This window comes from Tundrisphaera lichenicola (assembly GCF_051175385.1).
Lineage (GTDB): Bacteria > Planctomycetota > Planctomycetia > Isosphaerales > Isosphaeraceae > Tundrisphaera > Tundrisphaera lichenicola.
This window is the reverse complement of record NZ_CP195106.1, coordinates 1,758,831-1,781,097: the sequence shown is the minus strand read 5'-3', so window position 1 is coordinate 1,781,097 and position 22,267 is coordinate 1,758,831. Positions and strand designations below refer to the sequence as shown.

16 protein-coding genes are annotated in these 22,267 nt (G+C 64.9%); 10 read left to right on the top strand and 6 right to left on the bottom strand.

What is annotated here, in order from left to right; translation table 11 throughout:
- Nucleotides 1-279 precede the first annotated feature (279 nt).
- From P12x_RS06920 to P12x_RS06900, 5 genes are all read left to right on the top strand, one after another.
- A complete protein-coding gene (locus P12x_RS06920; RefSeq protein ID WP_435010154.1) occupies nucleotides 280-1,152 on the top strand; it encodes a hypothetical protein in 873 nt (290 codons plus the stop codon).
- Between the two features lie 168 nt (nucleotides 1,153-1,320).
- Entirely contained in the window at nucleotides 1,321-2,589 is a 1,269-nt protein-coding gene (locus P12x_RS06915; RefSeq protein ID WP_435010153.1) for an esterase/lipase family protein, read from the top strand.
- 138 nt (nucleotides 2,590-2,727) lie between these two features.
- Nucleotides 2,728-4,227, top strand: coding sequence for a peptide MFS transporter (locus P12x_RS06910; protein WP_435010152.1), 1,500 nt, complete (start codon nucleotides 2,728-2,730; stop codon nucleotides 4,225-4,227).
- Between the two features lie 34 nt (nucleotides 4,228-4,261).
- Entirely contained in the window at nucleotides 4,262-6,340 is a 2,079-nt protein-coding gene (locus tag P12x_RS06905; RefSeq protein ID WP_435010151.1) for a S9 family peptidase, read from the top strand.
- Nucleotides 6,341-6,396: 56 nt separating this feature from the next.
- The gene (locus tag P12x_RS06900; RefSeq protein WP_435010150.1) at nucleotides 6,397-8,043 is read left to right on the top strand and encodes a formate--tetrahydrofolate ligase; all 1,647 of its coding nucleotides are present in this window, start codon (nucleotides 6,397-6,399) and stop codon (nucleotides 8,041-8,043) included.
- Between the two features lie 34 nt (nucleotides 8,044-8,077).
- On the opposite strand, the gene P12x_RS06895 is transcribed toward P12x_RS06900, so the two are convergent.
- Nucleotides 8,078-10,180, bottom strand: coding sequence for a redoxin family protein (locus tag P12x_RS06895; protein WP_435010149.1), 2,103 nt, complete (start codon nucleotides 10,178-10,180; stop codon nucleotides 8,078-8,080).
- Here P12x_RS06895 and P12x_RS06890 point away from each other — a divergent pair.
- The gene (locus P12x_RS06890) at nucleotides 10,179-10,301 is read left to right on the top strand and encodes a hypothetical protein (protein WP_435010148.1); all 123 of its coding nucleotides are present in this window, start codon (nucleotides 10,179-10,181) and stop codon (nucleotides 10,299-10,301) included. The genes P12x_RS06895 and P12x_RS06890 overlap by 2 nt on opposite strands.
- A 101-nt stretch (nucleotides 10,302-10,402) precedes the next feature.
- Here the strand turns inward: P12x_RS06890 and P12x_RS06885 are convergent, their stop codons facing one another.
- From P12x_RS06885 to P12x_RS06875, 3 genes are all read right to left on the bottom strand, one after another.
- A complete protein-coding gene (locus P12x_RS06885) occupies nucleotides 10,403-11,239 on the bottom strand; it encodes a SirB1 family protein (RefSeq protein WP_435010147.1) in 837 nt (278 codons plus the stop codon).
- Nucleotides 11,240-11,436: 197 nt separating this feature from the next.
- Nucleotides 11,437-12,450, bottom strand: a complete 1,014-nt coding sequence (locus P12x_RS06880; RefSeq protein WP_435010146.1) for a glycosyltransferase family 2 protein — start codon at nucleotides 12,448-12,450, stop codon at nucleotides 11,437-11,439.
- Nucleotides 12,447-13,517: a sugar transferase gene (locus P12x_RS06875; protein WP_435011642.1), complete on the bottom strand. Its 1,071-nt coding sequence runs from the start codon at nucleotides 13,515-13,517 to the stop codon at nucleotides 12,447-12,449. Before P12x_RS06875 ends, P12x_RS06880 begins: the two co-directional genes overlap by 4 nt.
- Nucleotides 13,518-13,731: 214 nt before the next feature.
- Here P12x_RS06875 and P12x_RS06870 point away from each other — a divergent pair, with 214 nt between their 5' ends.
- The 4 genes from P12x_RS06870 (at nucleotide 13,732) to P12x_RS06855 (ending at nucleotide 19,967) form a co-directional block, all read left to right on the top strand.
- Nucleotides 13,732-14,826, top strand: a complete 1,095-nt coding sequence (locus P12x_RS06870; RefSeq protein ID WP_435010145.1) for a glycosyltransferase family 2 protein — start codon at nucleotides 13,732-13,734, stop codon at nucleotides 14,824-14,826.
- Nucleotides 14,823-16,385 (top strand): ArnT family glycosyltransferase, encoded by a 1,563-nt coding sequence (locus tag P12x_RS06865; protein ID WP_435010144.1) that lies wholly within the window; start codon nucleotides 14,823-14,825, stop codon nucleotides 16,383-16,385. The genes P12x_RS06870 and P12x_RS06865 overlap by 4 nt, the downstream gene beginning before the upstream one ends.
- A 74-nt stretch (nucleotides 16,386-16,459) precedes the next feature.
- Nucleotides 16,460-18,682, top strand: a complete 2,223-nt coding sequence (locus P12x_RS06860) for a hypothetical protein (RefSeq protein WP_435010143.1) — start codon at nucleotides 16,460-16,462, stop codon at nucleotides 18,680-18,682.
- 19 nt (nucleotides 18,683-18,701) lie between these two features.
- On the top strand, nucleotides 18,702-19,967 hold the full coding sequence (locus tag P12x_RS06855) for a glycosyltransferase family 4 protein (protein ID WP_435010142.1): 1,266 nt from the start codon (nucleotides 18,702-18,704) through the stop codon (nucleotides 19,965-19,967).
- A gap of 16 nt (nucleotides 19,968-19,983) precedes the next feature.
- Here the strand turns inward: P12x_RS06855 and P12x_RS06850 are convergent, their stop codons facing one another.
- The gene (locus P12x_RS06850) at nucleotides 19,984-21,099 is read right to left on the bottom strand and encodes a hypothetical protein (protein ID WP_435010141.1); all 1,116 of its coding nucleotides are present in this window, start codon (nucleotides 21,097-21,099) and stop codon (nucleotides 19,984-19,986) included.
- Nucleotides 21,100-21,195: 96 nt separating this feature from the next.
- A complete protein-coding gene (locus P12x_RS06845; RefSeq protein WP_435010140.1) occupies nucleotides 21,196-22,056 on the bottom strand; it encodes a formate dehydrogenase accessory protein FdhE in 861 nt (286 codons plus the stop codon).
- Nucleotides 22,057-22,267 lie beyond the last annotated feature (211 nt).

The following is a 22,267-nucleotide window of genomic DNA, read 5'->3' as shown; positions in this document are numbered from 1 at the left end:
ATTTCGCCCCAACATGACTTTCCATCGGCTTCTGGGGGCATCCCCCCCATCCTTTTCCCAGGAACAGGCGAACGCATAATCGATCGAAACGCCATACAAGCTAGAGCCACCAAATCGCTCAAATTGGCCAACCTTCGCCATCTCGCTTGTTTACCCAGATTCTCTCCAGCGCCGGGTATTCCCGTCCGATCGAATTCGAGTAACGGCCCTTCCAGCCAGAAGTCCGTCATCAGGCAATAGCCCCGACGGGCTCATCTCCCCTAGTTACCCGAGGTGAGGATGTCGAGAACGTCACGGAGGATCGCCGGGTCGCCTGCCTTGCTGGCGATCGGTCTCTTGTTCATCTTGCCGGCGATGGCGGAGGCTCAACTCTTCCCGAACCTCTCCATCCGGAGGCAGCGGGAGCCTCGAGCCGCCGAGCCGCCGTTTTATGCCCAGGTCCGGCGCGACTATTACGGGTATTTCCCGACCTGCTGGTCGAGATTCCCCGAGGGCTGGGCCTGCCCTTGCCCCAATCCCGAACTTCCCAACGCCGCCGAATCGTTCCGCAAGCGACCTTTGGATAAGCCGATCGACCCCCTCCTGGGCGAGCCGGGCCTGGGGCCTGATGACGGGGATACGCCCGGTGACCCCGGGGCGGCGGATGCCAACATGCCGCCGATCCCCGAGCCGGGTCGGTCGCCCTTCGACCTGAATCCGATGGACGATACCCCCACGGCACCCGCCAATCCCCGACCGGCTCCCGCCCCGTCCCCGGATCGAGGTCGATCGCCATTCGAGCTCGAGCCCAAGGCCGAGGTCAGCCCGGCCTCGCCGGCGACTCGCGGGACGCCCGAAGTCGGGGCTGCGGAGGTCTTGCCGCCGTCCACTTTCCGGGGCGACATGCCTCAACTTCCCGAAGTGGCCCCGACGATGATCTCGTCGGAATCGACCCTCGAACCGGGCTCGATGACTCTGGCGCCGGACGCAATCCTGGCTTCGAATCGTGAATCTTCGAGGCCCAATCTCGGCCCGCTCCCCGAGGCGAATCCGGTTGCGGTGATGACCCCGGAACCCCTGGTCGGTCAGCCCATGACCGCGCCTGTCCAGGCCCCCCAGCGTCGGAGCCTGATCGGTTCCCTCTTCGGTCAGGGCAATCGTCGCCGCCGTTGATTAGTTAAGTGCCTTCGGGGACGCTCCCGAACGAGCCCGAGTTTCGATCGAGCCGCCCTCGATCGGGATTCGGGCTTTCTCCATTGGCGATCGAGATGACGGTGCCGAACGGACCTCCGAGGATTACAATCGAGGCTCGTGAGAGGAACGCGGGTCGAGGAATGCCGTATGATCGCGATGCTGAGTCTTTGCCTCGTCCTGGCGACGCCCTCGCTCGATGATCCCCCACCGATAACAGTCCGGGTCCCCCTGAACGAAGCCGCCGAGGTGGATATCACCGAGATCGTCGAGCGGCTCGCCGGGGCCAGCGAGTCCAGGATCGAGCGACCGCCGGGTCCGATCCACCTGCCGATGACCGGGCTGGCTGCTCCGCTGACCCGGACCTTGCTCCGGGATACGCTGGGCCCCCGGGTTGCGATCGACTTCCAGCCTCGGGAAGTGGTCATCCGACTTGCGAACGAGGTCCTTCGGGCGGACGGGAAGGCCGAGTGGGAGGCCCGGCTTCGCGACCTCTCGAAACGGGCCAGCCTCGAAATCGCCCGTCGATCGCGTTACGGTTTCCGTTCTCGTCCATCCTACCGTCCCAACGACGCCGCCCATCCCACCGTCTGCCTGATCCACGGGCTGAACTCGACCTCGGGCGTCTTCAAGCACGTCTTCGGGCCGTTGGAGCAGGCGGGCTACGGGATTGTCGTTTACGACTTCCCCTACAATCGAGACCTCGACGATTCCTCCGAGGCATTCCGGCGAGACTGGGCCGAGTTCCGCTCGAAGAACGGCGAGACGCTCCCCTGGGCGATCGTGGCCCATTCGATGGGATCGCTCCTGGCCCGCTCCTATGTCGAGGATGACGCGACCTTCGCCCGGGATGTCTCGGGTCTGATCCTGATCGCCCCTCCCAATCACGGTTCGAGCCTTTCCCGGGCCCAGACCTTCCTCCAGATGGTCCAGGGACTCCAGGCGATGAACGGCACCCGACGAACCGACCCGCTGGCGATCCTGGGGGATGGCCTGGGCGCCGCGGCCGACGACATGATGCCCGGGAGCCGGTACCTTCTCGATCTGAACCGGAAGAAACGTCGATCGGGCGTCACCTATCACATCCTGGCGGGAGATGTCGGTTATCTCAACGCGAGGGCTCGGCGACAGGTCGAGTCTCGGCTGAAATTAGGCGGGATGCTGGGAGGGCTCGGCAAGGTCGTGGCGGGGACCGCTTCCCCGGCCCTCGATGAGATCACCGACGGTCTCGGGGATGGGTGCGTCTCGGTCGCGAGTACCCGGCTCGACTCCGTCGAGGCCCCTCGGATCCTCCACGCGAACCATCTCGAACTGATCCGCGCCCCCCTGCTCTTCCCCGAGCCCGGCCCGGTTGCCTCGATGCCGACGATCCTCGGTTGGCTGGCGGAGGACGCCCCGATCGATCCCGACCGGCGGTAAGGTCTTGGGGATGGGGCGTACTTCCGCTAATCTGGTCCGTCGGCGGCAAGGATCGACGCTCTCCCACCTCACCCGATCCCGTCCCAGCCCGCCCGCGCCTCCTGGTCCGCCCACGAGTCGTCCCCGAGGATCCGCCCGATGACGAGCTTCCCCGAGTTCGAGGCCGCTCCCCCTTCCAAGACGACTGGACAACCGCCCGGCCTCTACGTCCTCTTCGGAGCCGAGATGTGGGAGCGATTTAGTTACTACGGGATGCGGGCCCTGCTGGTCCTCTACCTGACCAAGCACCTCGATTACGCCCGGTCGGATGCCCTCGCCCTGTACGCCCTCTATACCGGACTGGCCTACTTCACGCCGCTGATCGGCGGTTACATGGCCGACAAGGTCCTGGGCCAGCGTAAGGCGATCCTCTCCGGGGGGATCCTGATGGCCCTCGGTCATTTCGCGATGGCCTTCGAACACCTCCTCCTGCTCGCCCTCAGCTTGCTGATCATCGGGAACGGGTTCTTCAAGCCCAACATCTCCACGATGGTCGGTAATCTCTATCCTCAAGGGGACAACCGGAGGGATGTCGCCTACACGATCTTCTACATGGGGATCAATCTCGGGGCCTTCATCGCGCCCCTGGTTTGCGGTTGGCTGGGGGAAAATCCGCGTTACGGATGGCACTACGGATTCGCGGCGGCTGGCGTCGGGATGGTCCTGGGCCTGATCTCCTTCCTCAGCTTCCAGGGATTACTCAGGGGCGGGTATCCCCCGGGCCGTGAGGAGGCGGGCAAGGCGAATCTCGTCGTGATGGATTGGGTCCACATCGCCTTGACCGTCGCGACTTGCGCCGGCCTCGCGTTCCTCTTCAGCCTCCTCCTACCGAGCCTCCAACCCGTCGCCGACCGGATCATGATGGTGATTGCCCTCGTGTTCCTGGGGGCCCTGGTGTTCGTCTTCTCGAAAGCCATCGCCACGAGAACATCCGAGGCCGGGGAATACTGGCAGCGGATCTCGGTGATCCTGATCGTCAGCGTGTTCTCGATCGTCTTCTGGATGGGCTTCGAGCAGTCGGGCGGGACGCTCAACCTGTTCGCCGACGCGAAGACCGAGCGGAACATCTTGGGTTGGCAGTTCCCGGCCTCGTTCTTCCAGTCGATCAACCCGCTCCTGATCGTCCTGCTGGCCCCCGTCGTGGCCCTAATCTGGTCGCTGATCGAGAAGACCCGGTTCCGCATCACCTCGTCCGCGAAGATGGGCCTCGGGCTGGTGATCCTCGGCCTGGCCTTCGTGGTCATGAACGAGGCCGAGAAGCTGGCCGGCACGAACGGCAAGGTTGGCCCGCAATGGCTGTCCGCGGTCTTCCTGCTGCTCACCCTGGGCGAACTCTGCCTCTCGCCGATCGGGCTCTCGCTGGTCAACAAGCTCGCCCCGGCCCCGGTCGCCTCGCTGATGATGGCGGTCTGGTTCCTCTGCACCGCCGTGGCGAACTACCTGGCCGGTCGGCTCGAACACCTTCTGGCCGTTTTCTCCCAGTGGTACGACGTGGAGATCAATCTCTGGGTCTTCCTGATCGCGTCTTCGATCATCCCCGGCCTGATGCTCCTGGCCCTGACCGGCCCGCTCAAGAAGATGGCCCACGGTCGCCTCTGATCCTCCACGATTTTCATCCAAGGAACGGCCTCCCATGAGATTCCTCCTCGGCCTGATGGCCGTAGCCGCCTGTGCCGGACCCGCCTTCGCGGCGGGCCGGGCGATGACGATCGACGACCTCCTGGCCGTGAAGTCGGTCTCCGACCCCCAGGTCTCCCCCGACGGGAAGCTCGTCGTCTACGTCGTCTCGGAACTCGACCGGGCCACCGACAAGTCCAACAGCGACCTCTACCTGATCCCTTCCACCGGCGGCGAGCCGAAACGACTGACCACCGCAAGCGGGGCGGACAATCACCCCAGGTGGAGCCCCGACGGCAAGTCGATCTCCTTCCTCTCCACCCGGGGAGGCTCGGCGCAGGTCTGGATCCTGCCTCTTGAAGGGGGCGAGGCCCGACCCTTGACCAAGCTACCGATCGACGTCTCCGGCCCGCTCTGGTCGCCCGCCGGAGACCTGATCGCCTTCACGGCCTCGGTCTATCCCGGCAAGACGCCCGAGGAAACCGCCGAGATCGACGAGAAGAAGGGCAAGGAGAAGTCCAAGGTCAAGATCTACGACAAGCTGATGATCCGGCACTGGGACACCTGGGAAGAGGGGAAGAAGTCGCACCTCTTCGTGGCCGACGTCGCGACGGGGATGGCGAAGGATCTCACCCCGAAGCTGGAGGCGAACGTCCCGCCCGCCCCCTTCGGCGGGTCGTCCGACTACGCCTTCGCCCCCAATGGCAAGGAGCTGGCCTTCACCGCCGAGCCGATCAAGGACCATCCCTGGTCGACCAATACCGACATCTGGATCGTCTCGACCTCCGGCAACGAGCCACAGAATCTGACCGAAGAGAACCCCGGGGCCGACGGGCAACCAAGCTATTCGCCGGATGGCGATTACCTGGCCTATGTCAGCCAGGCCCGCGCGGGGTTCGAGGCGGATCGATGGGCCTTGATGGTCCGCGACCGCTCGACCGGCGAGGCGACCGACGTGATCGAGCGGCTCGACCGATCAGCCCAGTCGATCGCCTGGGGAAGCTCGCGAGAGGTCGAGAAACCCTTCGAGGGGAAGGTTCGCGACCTGTTCGTGGTCCTGGACGATTCGGGATCGGTGACCATCCGGGGTCTGGGTTTCCTGGCCGACGGGGACGGTCATCTGTTCGTCAACGAACGATCCGGCGGGATCAGTGGCGGGGTCAACAACTCGCCCCAGGTCCTCCCCGGGGGGGATGACCTCGTCTTCGTCCACGGCTCCAGCAACGCGCCCAACGAGATCTACCGGGCCAAGCCCGACGGCTCGGGCATGGCGGCCCTGACGCATCACAATGCCGAGCTTCTCGCGAGCCTCGACCTCCCGAAGGCGGAGGGCTTCACCTTCCCCGGGGCCGACGGCGACGAGGTCTCGGGCTGGCTGATCAGGCCCCCGGGCTTCGACCCTTCCAAGAAGTATCCCGTCCTGTTCCTGATCCACGGGGGACCGCAAGGAGCCTGGCACGACGAGTGGCACGGTCGCTGGAATTATGAACTCTTCGCCGCGCCCGGCTATGCGGTGGTCGCGATCAATCCCCGAGGGTCGACGGGCTACGGTCAGAAATTCACCGACCAGATCAGCAAGGACTGGACCGGGCGGGTCTTCGAGGACCTGATGAAGGGCCTCGATCATGCCCTGAAGGCCTATCCCTTCCTGGATGGGTCGAAGATGGCGGCGGCCGGGGGGTCGTATGGTGGCTTCATGGTCAACTGGATCGCCGGGCATACCGACCGCTTCAAGGCTTTGATCAGCCACGCCGGGGTCTTCGACCTGGCCAGCATGTACGGGACGACCGAGGAACTCTGGTTCGCCGAATGGGAATTCGGCGGAGTTCCCTGGGAAAGCCCCAAGATCTATCTGGAACAGACCCCGAGCGCCTTCGTCGGCAACTTCAAGACGCCCACCCTGGTCATCCACGGCTCCCAGGACTTCCGGGTCCCCGAGGCCCAGGGGCTCGGGATGTTCACCTCGCTCCAGCGTCAGGGGGTCCGCAGCAGGTTCGTCCTCTTCCCCGACGAAGGGCACTGGATCGCCAGGCCGGCCAACCGGATCATCTGGTGGCGCGAGGTCCACGATTGGCTGGCGAAGTACCTCAAGTGATCGATCTTCCGGCAAAACTCCTCACCCAGAGTCACCCGTCCTCCGAGCCGAGACCCATGAGCACGACCGCCGCACTCCGACCGATCGCCGAGGTTGCCTCCAGTCTCGGGATCGCTCCCGATCACGTCGAGCCTTACGGTCGCGACAAGGCGAAGATCCGCCTGGAGGCCCTGGGCGATCCTGGGCAATCCGGCGGCAAGCTGATCCTGGTCTCGGCGATCACTCCGACACCGGCGGGCGAAGGGAAGACCACGACCTCGATCGGCCTGGCCCAGGGTCTCCGGAAGATCGGCAAGAGGGCGATCCTCGCTCTGCGTCAACCTTCGATGGGGCCGGTGTTCGGCCGGAAGGGGGGCGCGACCGGGGGCGGGGCCTGTCGGCTCACACCATCGGATCAGATCAACCTCCAGTTCACCGGCGACTTCCACGCGATCACCGCCGCTCACAACCTCCTGGCCGCCGCGATCGATAACCGACTCCACTTCGGCGACACCGAACTCGACCCGGGCCGCGTCCTCTGGAAGCGCGCCCTCGACATGAACGACCGGGCGCTCCGGAAGATCGTGATCGGGCTGGGCGGGCCGGCCCAGGGAGTCCCCAGAGAGTCGGGATTCGACATCACCGCAGCCAGCGAGGTCATGGCGATCCTCTGCTTGGCCGAATCGCCGAGCGACCTCAAGGCCCGGCTCGAACGGATCCTGGTCGGTTACACGAGGTCGGGTCGGGCGGTGCTCGCGAAGGAGATGGGGGTGACGGGTTCGATGGGGGCGATCCTCAAGGATGCCCTCCTGCCCAACCTCGTCCAGTCGATGGAAGGGACCCCGGCCTTCGTCCACGGGGGGCCATTCGCCAACATCGCGCACGGGTGCAACTCGGTCCTCGCGACCCGGATGGCCCTGGCCTTCGGCGAGTACGCCGTGACCGAGGCCGGTTTCGCCTTCGACCTCGGGGCCGAGAAGTTCTTCGACATCAAGTGCCGATCCGCAGGGCTGAACCCCTCGGCCGTCGTGATCGTCGCGACGATCCGGGCGCTCAAGATGCACGGCGGGACGGACCTGAAAGACCTGACCACCCCCGACCCCTCGGCGGTCGGCAAGGGCCTCGACAATCTGGCGGCCCACCTCGACGCGGCCAAGCAATTCGGCAAGCCCACGCTGGTCGCCATCAATCAGTTCACGGCCGACACCCCCGAGGAACTGAAAGTCGTCCAGGACTTCTGCCGGACCCGAGGAGTCCCCTGCGCCACGGCGAACGTCTTCGCTCACGGCGGCGAAGGGGCGATCGAACTGGCCCGCCAGGTCGTCGAGGCGACCGAGGCCGCGCCGACACCGTTCCAGCCGCTTTATCCCCTCGATTGGTCGATCGAGAAGAAAGTCGAGAAGATCGCCACGGCGATTTATGGGGCCCAGGGCGTGACCTTCCTCCCCGCCGCGGAGTCGAAGATCCGCAAGGCCCGGAAGCTCGGCCACGGGAGCCTGCCGGTCTGCATGGCCAAGACTCAGGATTCGCTCTCTGACAATCCCAAGCTTCGAGGTCGGCCCGGCGGGTTTACCCTGACCGTTCGAGACCTGGAAATCGCCGCGGGGGCGGGCTTCGTCGTGGCACTGACCGGCGAGATCGTCCGGATGCCGGGCCTCCCCGAGCGACCGGCGGCCGAGCGGATTGATGTCGATGAAGCCGGGGAGATCCGGGGCCTCACCTGAGCCTTACCCATTCCGCCATCCAGATCCGAATCGCTCAACGACGAACGGTCTCGGTCCGGCTGAGCCCGGCCAGCACTCGGTCCAGGCGATCGCTAGTGGCCGGGGTGGCCCCGACGTTCCTCCAGAGGACTCGACCGGATCGATCCAGCAGGATCGAGGTCGGATAGGCCTGGACCTGGAACGACTGCTGGACCGGACAGGGCTTTCCATCCAGGCCGGAGATCAGGACCGCGTAGTTGATTCCCAGGCGTCGGGCGACTTCCTCGACTCGGGCCTTGCGCTGTTCCGGGGGCACCTTCTCGCAGGCGATCCCGACCACCCGAAGCCTCCGAGGGCCGTATTGCTTCTGGAGCTCGATCAGGTGGGGGATCGACTGGACGCAGGGTTCCCACCAGGTCCCCCAGAAATCGAGCAGGATGAAATCCGCATCGAGGTCCTGGAAATGGACCGGCTTGCCTTCCAGGTCGGGAAGCTGGAAGTCGATGAGCTTGGGAAGGCTCGCGTCGTAATTGCAGAGGGAAAGGGTGACGTCCTTCCGATCCGAATTCCCTCGGAGCCGCTTGATCAAGGAGTTGGGCGAGCGATTCGGCTCGTTGGCAGGGGTCGGGCTCCCGATCTTGGCGACTTCACCCCACTTCTTCCGTGGCGGTATCCTCGGCTCCGGGGCAGGGCTGGCCGCGGGTTGCGACTCCGTTTTAACTTCGGCCCGAGGACTGACGACCGCCGGTGAGGCCGAGACCAGGAGGAATGGGTTGTAATCCTTGGCGGATGCCGATGCAGGTTCAGGCGCCTTCTCCGTCGACGCGAAAACCGGCCTGGAAGCCGGATTGTGAAGAGGAGAGTCCAAGGTGTCAGCAGCCAGTGAAGGAAGTGGTGGAGAAGTGTCGGCCGGGGGTGGCCCAGCCCGGGATGTGGGGGGAGGCTCGAGCGACGATTCATCGGCGATAGCCAGGGCAGGCTGGCCCGTCGTCCCGGGATTCGGGATCGAACCCGGCTCAAGAGTCGATTCCCCCGCGAATTCCAGCGAGCGAGGCTGATCGGAAGGATCGGAGGCCAGCGAGGGCAAAGGGGGCGGATTCGTGAGATCCACCGCACCCACGACGCGATCGACGCCGGGCTCGTCAAGGCGTTCCGAGCGATTCGACGCCTCCGGTGCCAGGGACAAGGACCCGGCCTCCGGGTCGTTTGCCGAGCGGTCCCTGCCCGAGTTTCGCCTTGTCGAAGGTTCCCGATCCTCATCGGATTCGTATTGATCTTCCCTGGCCGTTTTGGCCGCTCTTGACCGATTGATCGCCGGAGGGAGCGGATTCAGGCTCTCATCGTCGAGCGCCGGTTCGACCGTCGAAGGGCGGCTCGATCGCGATTCGATCTCGTCCTCGTCGGTGCCGGAAGATGCCACTCGATCCGACCGGCTCGACCGGCTGGATACTTTCTCGTCGGTCGAAGACTTCCTCCACCCGACCGTCGGCTCCGGGGCCGAGAGGCGGGGACGGCTCGATCGGGGATCGGGGCTGACCTCGGCTTCTTCCGCGGGAGGCCCGAGGTCTTCGCGATTCAAGGCCGGGGCGATCTCCTCTTCATCGATTGGCGAGAACTCATCCCCTCGATTCGAGATCGGCTTGGCACGAGAAGCTCTCCCCGACCGGTTGGATGATGGGGTGGACTTACCCGCTCGAGCCAGGGTGATCTCGATACCGGTCTCCGCGGTCTCGGCCTCGGCCCGCCCGGTGAGCATCCCCCGATCGTCATCGGACTCGGCGACGATGTCATAAATCGAGCCGGGACGGAGGCCATTGAGCGTGAATCCGCCGGATCGGTCGGTCGTGGACTGGATATCTCGTCCACCCTTCGCGCCGCCATCGGCCAAACGGACCGTAACCCCTTGAGCGGGACGACCATCCTGATCGAGAACCCGTCCGGAGATTCGAGTCCGGGAACTCCTCCTGGGCTCGGGCTCGACGACATCGGCCGCGACTTGCGACCCGGGCTGCCCTGCGGTGGCGGGCATCGGGCTGTCACCTACCATCGCAATCGATCGCGATCCGGGGGCGGCCCCGAAGCGTGATCCGACCGTCGACGAGCATCCCGCCAGGGTGAGAAGGAGGAGCCAGGGCATGCTACGAAGTGCGAGACGCATGGATGTGCAATCCTCCTCCTGGTCGGCCGAGCCGAAGGACGACCCGCTGGGGGCCGATCGAGCCCGGGAACTCCGCCCGGACGTCGATATGATCCTCGGAATCGTGCCGAAGGTCGGGTAATCGAGCGGCGTCCTACGCTCAAGCTCGATCCCCTTATGGACGATCATCGGCCGATCGCCGACCAAACTTGAGCCAGATCGCGGAATATTATTCGACCCTCCTCAATTTCTCCGGGCCACCTCGCGTCGAGCCACCTTGAGGAGAGTCCGGATCGTCTCGACATCGGGGGCGTCGGGCCGCTCCCGTACGTATCGTTCCAGAGGCCCCATGGCCTCGCCGGGGCGACCGGCCTGGAGGCTGGTCGTCCCCCAATCGCGGACCTCGGCCAATTCGCCGGGATTGAGGGCCGCCAATCGGCGAGTGACGGGCAAGGCCTCGCCGTGAGATTCTCGCTCCAGGTAGATGTTCTTCAGATTTCGGAGCATCCGGGAGACCGTCGTTGAGGCGTCGCACGGGACGATCTGGGACTCGCGGAGGACATAAGGCCTTCGAACGATCTCGGATAGAAACCGTTCGCAAGCATCGAAGTCCAGGGCACGGCCGGAATGGAAAGGGTCGACGAGGAGGGGTGTCGGCGCCTCGACGACGCGAAGCAGGAAATGGACCGGCAGATTCACGCCGGCCATCGTCAAGCCGACCCGGCTCGCCACGGCCAGATAAAGGATGGAGAGGCTGATCGGGATTCCCAACTTCCGATCGAGGATATCGTTGAGATAGCTGTTCCTCGGGTCGTAGTAATCATCCACGTTCCCCCGGAATTCTTCCTCGACGAAAAGGACCCAGTTGATCTGCCCGATCACATGGAGGGGCTTCGATCCCCGAGGGCATCGTTCCCCGACGCGTGCCGAGAGCACGTCAATCCGCGCCAGAACATCCTCTGGATCGAGGTCCGGGTAAGCGTCGCGGGCCACTTCCAGATTGACCCTCGCCAGATCGATCGACTGATCTCCGCGAACGAGTCTCTTGAATTCAATATCCCGGGGGAACGGATCGCGCAACCCGTGGCCTCTTTCGAGCCGAAGCGAAGTCGGAAGCCCGGAACCGACCGAGGGCCGGGCCTCGAACGATGAATCGAATAATTTTACATCGACGCGAAAGGTCGTTGCCCTTGAATCGGATCTCGATCGGGACCGGACCGCATTCGCTGTAGTGTCGAACCCGTGTTCATTCGCCGAGCCGCGAAATCGACGCCCGATTATCCGATCGACGTTCTGGATTCCTTGGGTCGGTGCAAATGGTCGCGTGCGGCATGGATCGGCGCGAGATCGATCGGGAAGCGAGGCCGAGCGATCGGATTTTTCGCCAGGTCGGCGCGGAACCTCCGGCGAGGGGCCAGGGTCGGCCAAAGTCGTAGGGCGTCGACCTTACCCCAGAGAAACGGCCCTGGTCTCCCTCGGGCCAGTCTCCAGAGCCCTTGAATCATGAGGAAAGCCGCGTGAGGGATCGCGGCGAGGACCAGCCAGGGAATCGGCAAATTCGACCAGAACAGGATTTCCGAGTTGCGGGCCATCCTCCTCTGGAGCGAAGGACTCCCGTGGTCGTAACTGGCCGAGAGATCGTGGAGGATCCGACAATCCGGGGCAAAGACGCAGTCGTACCCCGCCCACCTGAGCCGGAAGGCGAGGTCCACGTCTTCATAATACGAGCCGAACGAGAGATCGAAGCCGCCGACGGCCCGGAGCGCGATGGATCGGTAGAAGGCGCTGGAACCGCTCGCTCCGAACACCCGGTCGGATGGCCGGTCGGCCCATAGCCTGGTCTCCTGGCCATGCCCCCGCTTGCTCGGCCATCCGAACGCGGCGTAAGAATCCCCCGCCGAATCGACCCGTCCCGGGTCGGATCGAACCAGGACCAGCGGGGCCACCGAGCCAACCCTCGGGTCGACGAAGGGGGCCAGCCCTGCCTCGATCCAACCGGCCTCGACCTCGGTGTCGTTGTTCAGGAGCTGGATGAACTCACCGCGAGCCGCCGCGATGCCCGCGTTGGCCGCACCGCAGAATCCCGCGTTACGCTCGAGCTGGACGAATACGACGTCCGGGTGGGCTTCCCTCAGCCATTCGCGGGTATCGTCGGAGGAAGCGTCGTCGGCGACGACGACCTCGATTTCCGCTCCGGCCGGCTGATGGCGACGAATGCTGGCCAGGCAGGTCGAGAGCAGGTGTCGGCCATTATAGGTGGGGATGACCACCGAGCAGACCGGGCGGTTCAACGTCCGGCCTCCCGCCTCTGTCTCGGGGGAGCCCAGTTCGTCTTGCGCCAGAAGACGTGCTGGACCGTCATGATCAGCACCTTGAAGTCGAATAGGAAGGTCCAACGGTGGATGTAATCCAGGTCGTATTGCAGCCGTTTCCGGAGCGAGGTCCGGCCTCGCCAGCCGTGGACCTGGGCCCAGCCGGTCATACCGCCCGGGACGGCGTGACGAAGGTCGTAGTCGGGCATGGCCGCCTTGAAGGTGTCGACGAAGACCGGCCTCTCGGGGCGGGGGCCGACCAGGCTCATCTGACCGATCAGGACGTTGAAGAGTTGGGGGAGTTCGTCGATGTTCGTGTGCCGGAGCCAATCGCCGATCCCGGTGCATCGGTCGTCGTGATTGGACGCCCAGATCGGCCCGGTCGATCCCTCGGCGTCGCGTCGCATGCTCCGGAACTTGATGATCCGGAAACGGCGCCCCCCCTGCCCGATCCGCTCCTGAGTGTAGAAGATCGGACGTCCGGAGGTCGCCAGGATCACCAGGGCGACCACGGCGAACAGGGGGGCCAGCAGCATCAGGCCAATCGAGGCCCCGAACACGTCCATCGCGCGCTTGGCCAGCCGGTCACCCCGCCAGGGCCACGGGGGCTTGTGACGGTCGGGCGGTTCCGCGGGACGGCTCGTCCGCGATCGAGAACCGTCCCGGTCGACCCAGTGGACCTTCACGTCGGAGGAATTGAGATGGGCGACCTGCGGTCGGACCCGGTTGGCCGGGCGTCCCGAGAGGGTGACGACGAGATCGGTCGCGCCGACGCGGTCCACCCATTCGGCCAGTCGGTCGACCTGCCCGAGGACCGGGACCGGGTCGGACTGCGGATGCAGGGCCAGCTGGCGTCCCTTGTGGACCCTTCCCGAATAGCCCTCGTGACCCGCGTCGATGAAGCCGACGACCATCAGGCCGGCCCACGAGCCTTCGTTCAGGCAACGAGCCACGCGCCGACCGGCACGGCGATCGCCTAGAATCAAGAGGCGGCGTCGACTCGGGGAATTCCGATCGGGTTCGGGCGACGACGTTGATGTCTGCATGGATGTCCACCGATCCATCGGTGTCGAGATCGGCCCGAACTGGGGGCCGGATCTCGAGCCATATCGGAACAGGTTGGTGAGCGGCTTGACCATCCTTGGCGAAGCCCTCCGGAATCCTTCAAGGTCTACCATCGGACGGTCCGACCGATGATCTTAGTTTTAAGCACGAATCTCGCCGAAAGTCGGCGGGTCGGGACAGAGAGAGGCGGGTTGCGTGGAACCTGAGAAGTCTTCAGACTCTCCTCGGCCCGTCCTTTCGGTCGTGATCGTCAATTATCGGAGCTGGCCCGACGTCCTGAGGCTGGTCGAATCGCTCGACATCATCAAGGGCCGCTCCGAGGTCATCGTCGTCGATAATGCATCTCCCGAACCGATCCCCGAGGAACTGCTCTCACCAAGGGACGGGGTCCGGGTGGTGGTCCGATCCGAGAATGGAGGCTTCTCGGCGGGAGTGAACGAAGGATGGCGATTGGCCCGGGGTCGATGGCTCCTGATCCTGAATCCCGACATCGAGCCGGGGTCGAGGTTCCTGGAACAGGTCGAACGACGGATCAACGCCTTGCGGGATCGGGATCGCACGGGGATCATCGGGTTCGCTTTGCAAAACCCGGATGGCTCCAGACAGCCCTCGGTCGGGGTCTTCCCCGGCCTGGTCCGAACCGCGTGGGAGCAGTTGATACCACGGGATCGGCGGAAATACCAGCCCGATTGGCGGCTCCGGCCGGGGCCGGTCGATTGGGTCACCGGGGCCTGCCTGCTGGTCGATTCTCGGCTCCTGGACGAGTTGGGAGGCATGGACGAGGATTTCTTCCTCTACCATGAAGAAGTGGCACTCTGCCGATCGGCCTGGGATCGAGGCTGGGCGGTCCATTACGATCCTTCGGTCGCGGTCGTCCATTTACGTCCCTTGCAAAATCGGGCGATTTCTCCCAAGATGCGGGTCATCACCCGGCACAGCAAGCTCCTCTACTTCCGGAAGCATCTCCCGACCTGGCAGTTCGCGGCACTATGCTCGATCGTCCAGACCGAGGCGAGGATCCGGGGGATGATCAGCCGGCTCCGGGGGAAGAGTGCCCAGGTCCGATCGTGGAAGTCGGTGGTCCGTGTGGCCCGACTGCTCCGATCGGGGGGGGAACTCCGAGGGCGGGCCGTCCTCGATCTTGCCGAAGAAGCAGAAAACCCGACGGATGAAATCGAGGGCCCTCCGGGACCCGGAATACCCCCGATCCTCCGGGTCGTCTCGAATGCCCAGCCAAGGAGGCCGCACGGATTGCGGCGACTCCAGCCTCGAAAGGATGGACCCGCGTGACGCTCCCCAAGCACATCGCCCGCGTGTTCTTGCTGATGGCCCTGGTCGCGGCCCTGCTCGGTTGGACCGCGAAGAACACCGCGATCCTGTTCGCGGACGGGCTCCGGTACATCGACCAGGCCCGCCGACTCGACACCGGTCCGACGCTGGATGGACTGTTTCGCTCGATCGACCACCCCGCCTACCCCCTGGCCATCGCCGGGATGCACCGAGTCCTGGGCGGCTCGACTCCGATCGACTGGCAGCATGCCGGCCAGGCGGCCTCGATCCTGGCGGGCATCTTGCTGGTGATCCCCCTCTACCTGGTCGCGGCCGAGATGTTCGGCGGATCGGCGGCCTGGTTGGCGGTCGTTTTCTCGTTCCTGGTCCCCCTCACCGGCCACGTCTTCTCGGATACCCTGAGCGAGAGCCTGTTCCTCCTCTTCTTCACGATGGGAGTCTGGACGTCGCTCCGATTCTTGAGGGAAGGGACATTCGGCTGGCTCCCTCCGACGGTCGGATTCGCGGCCCTCGCCTACTGGGTCCGGCCCGAAGGTCTCCTGCTCCCGGCCGCGATGGTGGCCACGCTCGGTATCATCCCCTTGATGAGTGCGACCCGACTCCACTGGCCCCGGTGGTGGGCGGCGGTGGCCTTCCTGGTCATCGGTCCGGCGTGCCTGATCGCTCCGATCATCGCCAGCAAGGGAGGCCTCTCGACCAAGCCGGCGGTCGGGAGGGTCCTCGGGACGGCCCCGAAGTCGGCCTCGCTTGCGGTCGAGCGTCAACGCCCACTAGACCCCGACCAGTCGACGGCGAAAACCTACTTGCAGGCCACCCGAGCGATGGCCTTCGCGGTCCGGGACGCGGTGACGATTCCCCTGCTACCTCTGGCCTTACTGGGCCTGATCTTCTCGTGGCCGCCGGGCGAGCGAAGCCGCCCTTGGGTCTTCCTGGCGACGGTGATGATTGCCTGGGCCCTGGCGATGATCCGGCTCCACGCGACCAGCGGTTACTGCACCCCTCGGCATTCGATGATCCTGGCCTTCCCCTTGATCGCCTCGGCGGCCTTCGGCCTGATCCGGCTGATGGGGATGGTGAGTATCCCCGGGACCTGGGTCGGGCGCGACGATGGTCGTTATACGGCAGGTCCGCTGATCTGGGGCCTGATCTTCGCGGGGCTGGTCTCCTACTATCGCGCCGATCTGAGTGCGCCGGTGAATGATCGGTTCCTGGGCTATCGGGGCGCCGCGGATTATCTGGAATCGAACGTCCCCGAAGGCGAGCGGGTCGTCGACCTCACGGGCTGGTCGCTCTACTATTCCGGGCGAAAAGGCTACACGTTCGGCAATCTGATCGAGGCGATGGGAGACAGGTCGCTGTCTCGCGTCGTCGTCCGAGAGGCTCACCTGAAAGGTCCCTGGGAGTACTGCCAGCAGGTCCGGCAGTTGATCGGAGATCGAGCGCCGGTCGCGACCTATCCCGAAGTTCCGACCCGGGAGCAGGACAAGGTTCTGGTCTTCGACTGGTCGGAGGGAGGAAAGCGGACCGCCCAGGCTCCGGCGGCCGGCCCTCGACAATGAGCCTCGCTAACCAATCAATGACCCCCGCTCGGGCTCCGATCCTCGACGGCCCGCGTGCCGAGTCGATCGGTCCGGTGCGGGAGCCCCTCGCTTCGAGTTGGCCCCCCGCGTCGACGATCGGATGGGCGACGATCGCTTACCTGATCTGCGTCGCGGCGGCCACGTTCCCGGTCGTCCTCTCGATCGGTTCGGCAATCCCGGGAGAGTTGACCGATCCCCTGGAACATCTCTGGATCATGAAGTGGTGTCGGGCCTGTCTCCTGGAAGGCCGATCGCCATTCTTCACGACCGGCTTGCATTATCCGATGGGTGTTCCCCTCGGATACTTCCCGACCATGCACCTTCAGACCGCGTTCTACATGGCGCTGGGGCTGATCACCTCGAACGACGTGGCTTGCTTCCAGGTCATCTGGACCTACGGCTTCGTCTCGACCGGACTTGCCGGGTGTCTGCTGGCCTGGTGGGTCACTCGCCAGGCGGGTCCGTCGTGGGTCGCGGGCCTCGGGTTGATGCTTTGCGGGCCGATGATGATGCACGCCCACGGGCATCTGGAGACGATGCAACTGGGCGCGGTCCCGATCTTCCTGATCTCCTGGATTCGATTCCTCGACCGGCCCGATTCCGGGCGTTTGATCGCCTCCGCAGGACTTTATCTGTTCATGGTCGCAGGGGCCCCCTACTTCGCCGTTTTGGCCATCTTTCCATCGGCCTGGTATGTGACCTGGGCGGTCTGGTCGTCGGAACGGTCGGCACGACGAGCCTGGTTGGCGAGTCGGATTCCCTGGCTCGTGGGATTTTCGATGCTGGTCTTACCGGGGCTGCTCCTCCTGTTCTCCAGCCAGATCTGGGCGACGTTTCACGGTTATTCGATGAAGCGCCCCCGATCGGAGTTCAATGCGCTGGGCGCCCCGATCTGGAGCAGTTTTCTACCCTCACCCCGTCACCGATTGGGACAACTCACCTGCCCGGACCTCTTCGGAGTGACGGGCTACGCCTCACGGATGAGCGAATGTTCGTCCTATCTGGGGATCGTGCCCCTGGCCCTTCTCGGCTATGCCGCCATCCGACGCGTCAAGTTCGCTAGGGCCGGGTTCTGGTGGTCCGCGCTGATCCTGATGACGGTGCTCTCCTGGGGCTCCGAGGTCCGGCTGGGGACCGGTCGGTTCGGACTGCCCGCAGGATGGCTGTACGGGATCTTCCCGCCGTTTCAGTGGATTCGCGTCCCGGCGCGGTTCAACCTCTTCGCAGCCGTCTGCGCGGTGGCCCCCGTCTCGGCCGCGTTAGGCGACATCTTCGATCGACTGAAACGGACGCCCTTCCGACCAGTCGTACTACCGATCTGCATCGCGATCATGATGCTCGACCTTTCGATGACGCCGTTTCCATCGGCCGACATCCCCCCGATGCCGGCGATCTACCTCGAAATGGCCGGGAAGGATCCCGAGTCGTCGCTGGTTGACGTCCCGATGTTCGGATCGAGCGAAGGCCAGGTCTTCTCGTCGCTCTGGGGTTACTGGCAGTCGATCCACAAGCTGAAGACCACGGCCGGCTACCCTGGGTTGACCGACGTCGGATTTGACTCGGAAATCGTCTCGACCTCCCCCTTCTGGTCGAAACGGCTGGAGGACCCGACCTATCTCTCAGACGCGACTGAGGAGCGATTCGGGCCCGTCCTCGGGGTCGATGCTCGGGACTATGCCTGGCTCTATTTGAAGGCCCACCGACTAAAAAACGTCGTGATCCATCGAGGCATCGACCCGAAATTCGTCGGCGGAATTGAGCGAATGGAGTTGATCCTCGCCGGAGCACGATCCTTCGAGGACGATACCGTCTCGGTCTATGACTTCGATCGTCTGGAGCCGCCGGGTCGGCTCACCTGGCTTTGTGCAAGCGGTTGGCGTCCTGGGCGGGGAGCCTCTGCGGGGTCCTTTGGGGTTCTCCGTAGGGCGAGACTTTTCCTCTTCAATCCCACCGCCGATCGACCGATCCGGGTGGAATTGGGGCGAGTCTCGGCATTCCATCGGGCCCGGTCCGTCCGTCTGCTCGAAGATGGACACGAGCTGGCACGATGGACGATCCAGCCCGGCACCCGCAGCGACCTCGATTCGGGACCGATCTTGCTGGGGACAGGCTTTCATGACCTGATCCTGGAAAGCGACGGAGACGATCGGCCAACACGGCATGACGACCGGCTGGACGATGCGAAAACCCCTTACAGCCTGAGGCTCGACTCGGTACGGGTCCGCCCGGCGGATCGGGAAGGAACGGTTCGCGAGACGGGTGACACTCACCGTTGAAGACAAGGAGGTCGGACCGATGCGGATCGCCTGGTTTACTCATCGCTATCACCCGTGCGTCGGCGGCGCCGAGAATTATGGGCGGGCGATGGTCCGTCGTTTCGTGGAATCGGGGGCCGAGGTCGACGTCATCACCAGCGATGCCCACGACCTCTGGTACTTCACGAACCGGGGCCGCCGGAGGGTCGAAGGGCCGATGGAGTCCCACGTCGACGGGGCCCGCGTCCGTCGGTTCGCGGTCAAGCACCTCCCGCTCCAGCGCTATTTCGGCCGGCTCCTGAGCTATGCACCCCATTGGCCCACCCGATGCGTGGCCGCCTCGTACATGCCGATCCTGCCGGGAATCGGCCGGGTCCGGGGGGATTACGACGCCGTCTTCGCCGTGGGATTCCCTTACACCGTGTTCTCTTATGCCGCCTTGTTGACCGCGAGGGCCGCCAGTGCGCCGCTCCTGCTGACGCCTTTCCTCCACCTGGCCACGCCCGGCGATCAGGTCAACCGGGCCTATACTCGGCCTCACCAGGTCCGCCTGCTCGCCGCATCCGATTGCGTCGTCGTCCAGACCGAGCTGGAAGCCGGGGCCGTTCGCGACTGGGGAATTCCCGACTCCCGAATTCTCAAGCTGGGGATGGCCGTCGAGCACCTCGACGTGACGGGCGGTCGTCGAGAGCGCTTCCGTGAAGAGTTGGGCATCCCCGATGGGTCGCCAGCGATCGGCCATCTCGCGACGCTCGATCTCAACAAGGGGACGAACGACCTGGTCCTCGCCGTGGCCCGCTTGAATCGATCGAGGCCCGCCGACAACCCAATCTCGCTCCTTCTGGCCGGTCCCAGCTCGCCCGACTTCGAGCGGTTCCTGGCCGAACAACCGTCCAAGAGCATGCCCTGGCTGAAGCGTCTCGGCCCGATCCCGCTTTCGGACCGGCCCGACTTCTTCGCGGCGATCGACGTCTTCTCGATGCCCTCCCGGACGGACTCCTACGGGATTGTCTTCCTCGAAGCCTGGGCGAATGGCCTGCCGGTGGTCGCCGCCGCCGCCGGAGGCGTGCCCGACGTGGTACGTCACGGTGAAGCCGGGCTGCTCGTCCCCTTCGGCGATCTCGAGCGACTCTCCGAAGCCCTGGGGAGCCTGATCGACGACCCGTCGATGGCTCGCAAGCTCGGGGCGGTCGGACTGAATCTCGTCGGGTCGGGGCATACCTGGGAAGACCGATTCGCGACGCTCGAAGGCCGGGCCAGGACTCTCCTGGGATCGAATCGGAGCCGGCTCGGGGTCGCGGGATGAGGTCGGTTCGCCGATCTCAGCGGAGGGCCGACTGCGCCTTCAGCGCCATCCTCGACTGGTCGATATCCTCGGCCCGGACATCGGTCGGCCAATCGCGGTAACGCGGCAGGGCGACCCATCGGGCCTGCTCGTCCCGTCGATCGAGGATGGCCGCCAGCTCGTGGCTGAACGACATCGCCCCCCGGCCGTTCAGGTGGGTGTGATCGGCGAAAACGGCGTCCTCGTAACCGGCCCCTCGGCTATCGACCAGGGTCAGGTTGGGATATCGAGCCTGCATCGACCGAGCGAGCGCAACATACGCCGCGTCGGAGCCCGAACGTTCTCGGCGGGCCTGAAGGGCCGGAGCGAGTGGGGGCATCACCCAGAAGACCTCGATCCCTCGCGATTCGGCCAGGGCAAACAGCTTCTTGATATAAAGGGCATTCAGCTTGTGGCATCGCCAGTCGTCCGAACGAAGCTTACCGTGCAGTTCGTCGCTGACCTGGCCATCGAAGCCTGTCCGAGGCGAGTTGAGGTGGGCTCCCCGATTCGTCCCCCAGTTCCGGAGGGCCAGCCGGTTCGTCTGCTCGGTCGGGCCCGGATTTCCTCGGAACGCCGCGACGATCGCCTCTCGGATTTCGAGCCGATAACGCATCGAGGCCAGTGCCCGCCCCAGGAGAATCTCGATCGCGAGGGTCTCCTTCCCCGAGTCACGCCCGAGTTCGAGAGACTCCCGGAGAGTAAGGACCTCCTGCCAGGGCCGGAGGCTAAGCTTGGGGCTTCCCGTCAGGATACTCGGCTTGAAGTCGACCACGATCGTGGACGGATGCCCTCCCGATTCGAGTAACCGCCGAAGGAGGAAATAGGTCGCGGGCGCCGGGGCCTGTGCCATCGCGAAGTTATAGGACGACTTCCCGGTCTTGGCCCGGATCACCTCGGGGATCACGCCGATCTTGACGAGGCTATCGCCCAGGCACGCGATCTCGCAATTTGCCCCCTCGCGAGGAATCGCCTCGAACGCGAGCCTCCAGCTCAGGCTGGCGGTCTCGCAGAACCGGAGGGGATGACTCGCGATGACGGTCTCGGCCAGCCCGACTAGGACGACCATCCCGAGGAAACCAAGAGGCCAACGGGTCCGGGGGGCCTTCGTCATCGCCAATCCTCCTGGGCCGGGACTCGAGTCCATCCGAGTCGGCGGATTATGGGCGATTTTTTAGATTCGGGGTACGGCAAAACCGAAACCAGGCAATCAGGACTCCGAGGCAAGGACGTCGAGGTGGAATGTCGCCAGATCGGCCACCAGCAATCCCGGTGCAGAGAGCGGAGTCAGGGTCGATACGATTTTCCAGTGGGATGAACAGGTCTCGCACCGTCCCAGCCGATGCCGCTCCTGTTCCCCCTCGACGAAAGAATAGCCTAACGACTTCGGGTCCGATTCGCCGCACGAAGGACAGCGGAGCCTCTGCCCCGACCATCCGGCCGCACAAAGGCCGCATCGGTAAACGAGACGCTGCTCGATCCCTCGCGATTCGGCCAGGAGAGGCCGGCTCCCGCAATGGGGGCAATCACCCCGGTCCCAGATCCCCTCGGGTCGGGCCTGATCGAGGACAACCGAGACGCGAGCCAGGGCCGGAAGCAAGGCCATGCGGAGGAGCGAGGCCGCGAATTGATCGTCCACGCCGATGGCGAACGCTTGTCGGGTGACCTCCTCGGGGCGTCCGGACAGGACCTCTGAGACCATCGAAGGGAGATCAAGCTGCCCTTTCCGGATCGCCTTGCGGAATGAGGAATCGCCCTCACCACCGATCGCCTCCGAGAGGCCCGCGACTCGCCTGAGCAACGCCGACTTGTCAAGTTGGGGAGAGAGAACGCGGAAGATCGGGATCCCATCGGACCAGTTTCGAATCAGCCGATCGTCGTCAATGGTCCCGATCTCCGAGGTATCCGGAGACCGGAAAGCGATTTCGAGGATCCTCGCGAGACTCTTCGACGGCGCGGCGAGGTCGGGTCGATCTCGCGAAAGCTTGGCGAGATCCGCTAGGGCTGCGGTCAATTCGGCGGGAGGACCGGGCCGCCGCTCGAACCGATCAAGGAAGGATCTCGGGTCCACGGCCCCTCCGACGATGTGGATCGACTTCCGCGGCCTCGATCGCCTCGGAGAGTAACCAGGCCCATGCGCCGGGGGAGTATCGGCATTCTTCCCACTCGTGCAAGAGGCCCAGGCAGAGGCCACGGGTGGGCCCGGTCGGTTCGCCGAACTCCTGAACGATCCGGATCAGAGTCGCCTCCAGATCCTCGGGCTCCGGATCGAGTGCCGCCAG